The sequence below is a fragment of the Paenochrobactrum gallinarii genome (genome assembly GCF_014205685.1).
Lineage (GTDB): Bacteria > Pseudomonadota > Alphaproteobacteria > Rhizobiales > Rhizobiaceae > Paenochrobactrum > Paenochrobactrum gallinarii.
Genome location: NZ_JACIIU010000048.1, coordinates 1 through 5,619, shown reverse-complemented (window position 1 = coordinate 5,619; position 5,619 = coordinate 1). Strand labels below are relative to the sequence as shown.

At 45.8% G+C, this 5,619-nt stretch carries 6 protein-coding genes and 1 pseudogene; 1 reads left to right on the top strand and 6 read right to left on the bottom strand.

What is annotated here, in order from left to right; translation table 11 throughout:
- A pseudogene (locus tag FHS77_RS15470) lies at window positions 1–214 on the bottom strand (IS6 family transposase); the annotation flags it as partial.
- Here FHS77_RS15470 and FHS77_RS15465 point away from each other — a divergent pair.
- The gene (locus tag FHS77_RS15465; protein WP_184224822.1) at window positions 183–455 is read left to right on the top strand and encodes a PAAR domain-containing protein; all 273 of its coding nucleotides are present in this window, start codon (window positions 183–185) and stop codon (window positions 453–455) included. The pseudogene FHS77_RS15470 and the gene FHS77_RS15465 overlap by 32 nt on opposite strands.
- Here the strand turns inward: FHS77_RS15465 and repC are convergent.
- The 5 genes from repC to FHS77_RS15440 all read right to left on the bottom strand — a co-directional run bounded on the left by repC (window position 442) and on the right by FHS77_RS15440 (window position 5,377).
- Window positions 442–1,635 carry a plasmid replication protein RepC gene (gene repC / locus FHS77_RS15460; protein WP_184224821.1) on the bottom strand — a complete coding sequence of 398 codons (1,194 nt, stop codon included), beginning with the start codon at window positions 1,633–1,635 and terminating at the stop codon, window positions 442–444. The genes FHS77_RS15465 and repC overlap by 14 nt on opposite strands.
- Before the next feature lie 234 nt (window positions 1,636–1,869).
- Entirely contained in the window at window positions 1,870–2,892 is a 1,023-nt protein-coding gene (gene repB / locus FHS77_RS15455) for a plasmid partitioning protein RepB (RefSeq protein WP_184224820.1), read from the bottom strand.
- A complete protein-coding gene (gene repA / locus FHS77_RS15450; RefSeq protein ID WP_184224819.1) occupies window positions 2,889–4,070 on the bottom strand; it encodes a plasmid partitioning protein RepA in 1,182 nt (393 codons plus the stop codon). The genes repB and repA overlap by 4 nt, the downstream gene beginning before the upstream one ends.
- Before the next feature lie 203 nt (window positions 4,071–4,273).
- Entirely contained in the window at window positions 4,274–4,636 is a 363-nt protein-coding gene (locus tag FHS77_RS15445) for a hypothetical protein (protein WP_184224818.1), read from the bottom strand.
- A gap of 102 nt (window positions 4,637–4,738) precedes the next feature.
- Window positions 4,739–5,377 (bottom strand): hypothetical protein, encoded by a 639-nt coding sequence (locus FHS77_RS15440; protein WP_184224817.1) that lies wholly within the window; start codon window positions 5,375–5,377, stop codon window positions 4,739–4,741.
- Window positions 5,378–5,619 lie beyond the last annotated feature (242 nt).

The following is a 5,619-nucleotide window of genomic DNA, read 5'->3' as shown; positions in this document are numbered from 1 at the left end:
GCAACGGTGCATAGGCTAAAACCCAGCGATTGATTGTTGAGTGGTCGACTTCAAAACCACGTTCCAGAAACATTTCTTCGAGATCCCGGTAGCTCAAAGGGTAACGCAAGTACTAGCTTACCGCCTGAAGGATCAGGCAGGCCTCAAACTGACGGCCTTTAAAGTCATTTTTGGAGTGGTGTTTGAGCTTCTCAACAATAGCATTTAACAGCATGAAGGTCTCCAGTATCGAGAGACCAGCATCCAATATGATGATTAAGCAATCACTAATTCAAAAACTTTGCGACACGCCCCCCCATGCTTGTATCCAAGGAGAAGCAGGTTTACATCCGCGCAAGTTGTTAAAGGGTTCATCATCCATTTTTATCGACGGTTGTGCGTCAGGACGCGTTGGTGATGCGATAGATTGCGGTGGTGAGGCATCAACGGGTTCTTTCAATGTCATGTTTGGCTAAGAGTTTTATTTTTATTGAGAGCAGCCATCAGCATCGGGCCAACGGAAAAACCAATAGTTTGAGCTTTTTCGGTTAAGGCTTGCAAATATCCGCCTGCTGACTGGATATGATTGCTGCGTTGTAAAATACAAGAAATGATGATTGCTGTTGTTTCTTGGCCAAAACAACTCAAAGCGCGGCTGTAAGCAGTCGGACTTATTCCTAAAAATCCGCGAATTTGGTCGCATAATCGGATCAAATCGCGCCAATTCGATATTCCATTCACTGCATATTCTTCAATGTCGGGACATGCTTTCAGAATTAAGCTCAACGGATAGTTCTGAACCGGTCGAAGATTATAGTTCGGTTTCTCGATTTGTATGTGTTTTGAAGTTTGTTCAATTTCGATTATAGATTCAGTATTAGAATTAGTATGATGCTGCTCAATTTGAACATCAGTGGCGCTCAAATTATTAATATTTTCCTTGATATTCAGTGCGTTATCAAGTTTTTGACGCAAGGCATTCATTTGGGCGTAAATTTGACGCAAGGTCTCAAGGCTGGCTTTACGGGGCAATGTATCAACAATTGCCCTGAATTCTCTGTGGAGAGCTTCCCAAGGGCCAGCCATACTCTGTTCAAGCGCAATTTCTATCAGCTTGGCAATATCGCGTCGCTGCAATGTGATGCGCTCACGGGTTCTGCGCAAATTTGCATTATATTCGCGAATTTCTTCTGCTGCTTTGGCAATTTCATCAGCACGCAACAATAAAGGCGCCAAAGAAAAGCCGAAAGCTTCTTCTATGTCCCCTGCTCTGCTTTTATGGGCGTAACGTTTGCCGTTCGGGCTATCACGGCGAAAAATCAAACCGCTTTGGACCAATGCCGAGAGATGGCGGCGTAAAGTCGGACCAGTCATACCGTGGGCACGTAAGGAAAGTTGTTTGTTTGAGGGGAAAACAATGAGGTTTTCGCCCTCGGCAAGCGCATTATCGGGAAGGAATGATAAAAGAGCAGAAAGTACGGCCAATGTACGATCGCCAACCGAGAAGCGCGTACGCGCTTCACAAAGATCGCGATATAATTGCCACTTATCGACGGCCTTGCCGGCTTCTATATGATGACTGGCTTTCTGCAAGGCCAAAAGGCCAAGCGAAGCCGATCGGCTCCCGAACGGAGTCGTTGCAAGATTATTCAACATGTTCCTTTACCTTTCAAAAGGCAGAAGAAATCCAGCCGCCGGAAGACGTTAAAAAGACTTGACAGTGATTCGTGAAAATGCGATTCTCAACTTGCTTAAGGTTCGAGAAGGGCTTCCACGACGGTAACGTTTGGGGGCCTTTTTCTTTTGCTGCTCTTCTCCTCAGTGATAGTTCATTTTTGCGATAAGGCTGCCATATTATTGGTGGCTATAGTAACCTTACGGATTTGATATTTACTCTGTTTTAGCCGTCTGATTGCGGAATTCAGCGTAAAGTTCTTCCAGTTGATCAGCAATGAATTCTGCAAATTTGGGACCATCTATTGCTTCCATCGAGATTACTGCCTTTTTATCGGTCTTCCGCATTGAGAAACTTACTGTTCTATCTATAGCCCTCCACTGGCGGTGGGGGAATAGTTTTTTCTTTTCTATTGCAGCTTCTGGTTTCGGCTTTTGTAAATCTGCTAATAAATTCAGTAGGTTGATGAATCTATCATCGGATGGGAGGCTGGAAAACTGTGCGCTATTCATGGCGTTGAATAAAGCTTCCCGATTTCCTTCAACCTGCCAGCGCTTGCTGAAGTCATCCCAACGACCACGGCCGATGCCCGGAGCTTTACCAATGGCATGCAGTACAGCATGATCGATTGTCGAACCAATACGGATCATTTCAGAAATGTGGGATTTTCCGGTAGAGAGGGACGCGCAAATCGTATCGCGTTTAAAACCGGCTTGTTCTTGTGCATGGGCGAAGAGACATTTCTCAATGAAGGAGAGATCTTCACGGGCGGTATTTTCTTCACCTTGAAAAATAACCGCTTCTTCATCGCTCAATTCACGGATCGCGGCTTTGAATTTGATGCCGAGACGTTTGGCAGCTGCCAAGCGACGGCGACCATAGACGATCTGATATTGATCGCTTTTGCCACTAACCGGACGCACCAGACCTGGTACAATCTGGCCGCGCTCAAGTATGGATTGTGCAATTTCAGCAATCGCTTCATCATCATATGCGCTATCAAATCGATCAGAAATCGATGACGGCAGAATATCATCGGGATCAATTTCAATAACCGCAGCACCTTCTTTTAAAAGGCGCTCGGCCAGTTCGCTGCGCTCTTGCATTTGACGCACACCGGCTGCAACTTTCATCAAATGTGGTGATGACGAGCGCGGTATTTGAGGTTCATCTTTGGTGTCTTCGTCCAATTTGCCCAATACAGCGGCAAACATGCCTTTTGAATCTTTACGGCTCATTGGTCACGTCCCCATGCTGCGGTTATCAATCCTTCAATTTCCAGATTGGCGGCATTGATGGATTCAATGGCGCGATCATAGGTTTTGGGTGCGGAAAAGCGCGCCCTTTGCACTTCATAAAGGCTTTGCTTCCAAGTCAGTGCATCGGCCACAGCAGTGGAATTGGCAATGGCGTTAAGGAGCAGATCTTCACCAAAAACCTGTCGCATCAAGGCTTGCATATTGGCTTGCGGGTGGTCGTTGGCCTGAAATTTTGTAATCAGAAATTTGGCAAAATCCCAGCGGGCGCTCGCCCCTGCGTCATCCAATATTTGCATATAAGATGCTGCAAGCTCGAGAAACTTTGCCGTGGAATCCACATCCAGCATATGTGCCGGAACGGGTATTAAAACGCCGGTGGCAGCAGTGAGCGAAGATAATGTCAAAAAGTTAAGCGACGGAGCACAGTCCAATAGAACAATATCATAATCATCTGCGACTTGTTCAAGCGCCTGCGCAACACGCAGCAAAAAGCTGGTGCCGCCATTTTTGCGCATTTCCAACGCTACCGCGGTTTCAAACTCGGTCAGTTCAAGTCCGGCACAAATCACATCAAAACCGGCTATATGGGTTTTATGAATGATCTGGCTGGTTGGCACCGGTTCTTCAAACCGGATGGCAGAATATAATGTATCACCATTGCGATAATCAAAGCCGGGCAAGGCGCCATGCAGACTGGTTAAAGAGGCCTGCGGATCCATATCCACTGCAAGCACACGATAGCCGCGCAAAGCCAGCCAATGCGCCAGATGAATGGTCGTGGATGTTTTGGACGAGCCGCCTTTAAAATTGGTAACAGCTATGATCTGGCATTCCTCTCCCTCGATGCGGCGGGGATTAATCCATTTCTTGCGGCCGTTTTCGGCCAGATACATCCGTAGTTCCAGCACCTGATCAACACTGTATAAACGGCGGCCATTGGATGTGATTTCCGGCTCCGGCCCCTGCCCTTTCAAGGACAACTGGCGGATATAGGCCTCGGTTACGCCAAGCATATTGGCAACTTCAGTGGATGAGAACTGACGCATCACGCGCATTGCATCGGGTGGATATTGCGCCATCGCGAGATTGTTCAAAGCTTTGTCGAGTTTAATCGAAAAGCTATGCATGAATTGCTGACTGCTTAAATGACGAGACACTAAAATTCTCCTTAGACCATAGACCCATTCTGCACGGGTATGGTTAACAAGCAGTAAACGCGACCCAATTTACGTTAAATACACGAAATACGAATTTTAACCGTAACTACAATCTGCCAGATTCGTAAGCAATAAGCAAATGCTGGTTGGAGGCTGATTGAGGGGGCTCTGCGCAGCACACTGCCCCCTCCCCTCTTACCTATTTAGTCCGGTGATTTTCCGCCTGCGTCTGATATCCATAAAGCATCGATACTTTTGGAAGAGCATAGCATGCTGACCTGCGCGCCTGTGGCATAGGCAGTGAGCGCCAGAGAATAAATCGCTTTACCGTTATCCTTATTGAGGCCTTCACCATAGGCCAAATAGGCCCAACTATCTTTGTTCTCGCCTCTGAAATGTATTCTGGGTTGATAATTATTGGCGTTTACCCCAATGCCATCAACAAAGAATGTGGCTGTGTTCGCATTTTTAGGGCATTCAAATTTTGCTTCGGCTTTGGCTGCGGTTGTAATCAACGGGCAAAAAACAGCTGTAGCTAATATAGTAAATAAAGTCTTATATGTCATAGGGTTGCTCATTTATAAGAGTAAATTTATGTAAAGTATTTTGCTGTTATGAAGGGTTGTTCCCTTCTGTGATCCTGCGATAAAATAAAAACCCGGATTTGCTTATCGCAGAATATTATAGAGCGCTGCCGGTAATGTTTTTATTTTGTTTGTAGCTATGACCTTATCCAAAGTGAAGGCGGGACAGCTGGTTGAGGCATTTGCCGCACGTTTTTTCAACGACTGAGAGCTGCCGGTCAAGCATATGGTGTTAACAGCTTGAACTTCGACAGGAGCAGGGATTATATCGTCCACACTGTCTATAAGGCGCCCTAACTGATGGCGGCGATTGTCAATATAGGATGTCACTGCCGTATCCATGATAGGCGCTGTCGATTGATTTTCTGGCGGTATATTAAAGATAAAGCGGCGGTCTCTTAAATCATAGAAGTCATCATTAAGCACTATGCTGGTTCTGCTTTGTGCAGGCATAAGCGGATGAGAGTGTCCTAAAAGATGACCCATCTCATGCATTAAAATTGCATAATAAAGAATTTTAACTTTCTCTTTTTGTGATAATTCCTTTTTAATATTCTTCTCGAACTTTTCCCATGCTGAATCTGTAATACTATGTGCAGCAGGAAAATATGTGCCTGCAGTAATGGTTGGCACATGACGATATGTTAAAAGCCCGTTGAAACGGGATAACCCCTCCGTTTCGGGGGCTAAACTGACTGCCAATTGATTGTTGGAGTCAAACATCAATTGACCCGTAACCGTTGTTGTATCAACAGTCCTTATGTCGGCATTATGAACTGTCGCGGTTCCTGAGCGAAAACGGATGGGAACTTGTTCTGCCTCTAATTGCTGTTTTGTAAGAGCCCCCGAATTCTCCGGACATTTTCTCAGCCTTAATTAAGGGTTAGGAGTAATGTTAGGCATATGACTAGTCATAATTCGCATATTGAAATTTTGGGCGGTCCAGAACGTCGCCGTCGCTGGAC

Excerpts from the sequence above, each read along its gene's own strand:
- repC (WP_184224821.1), bottom strand. The coding sequence starts at position 1,635 with ATGTTGAATAATCTTGCAACGACTCCGTTCGGGAGCCGATCGGCTTCG.
- FHS77_RS15445 (WP_184224818.1), bottom strand. The coding sequence starts at position 4,636 with ATGACATATAAGACTTTATTTACTATATTAGCTACAGCTGTTTTTTGC.
- FHS77_RS15440 (WP_184224817.1), bottom strand. The coding sequence starts at position 5,377 with ATGTTTGACTCCAACAATCAATTGGCAGTCAGTTTAGCCCCCGAAACG.
- repB (WP_184224820.1), bottom strand. The coding sequence starts at position 2,892 with ATGAGCCGTAAAGATTCAAAAGGCATGTTTGCCGCTGTATTGGGCAAA.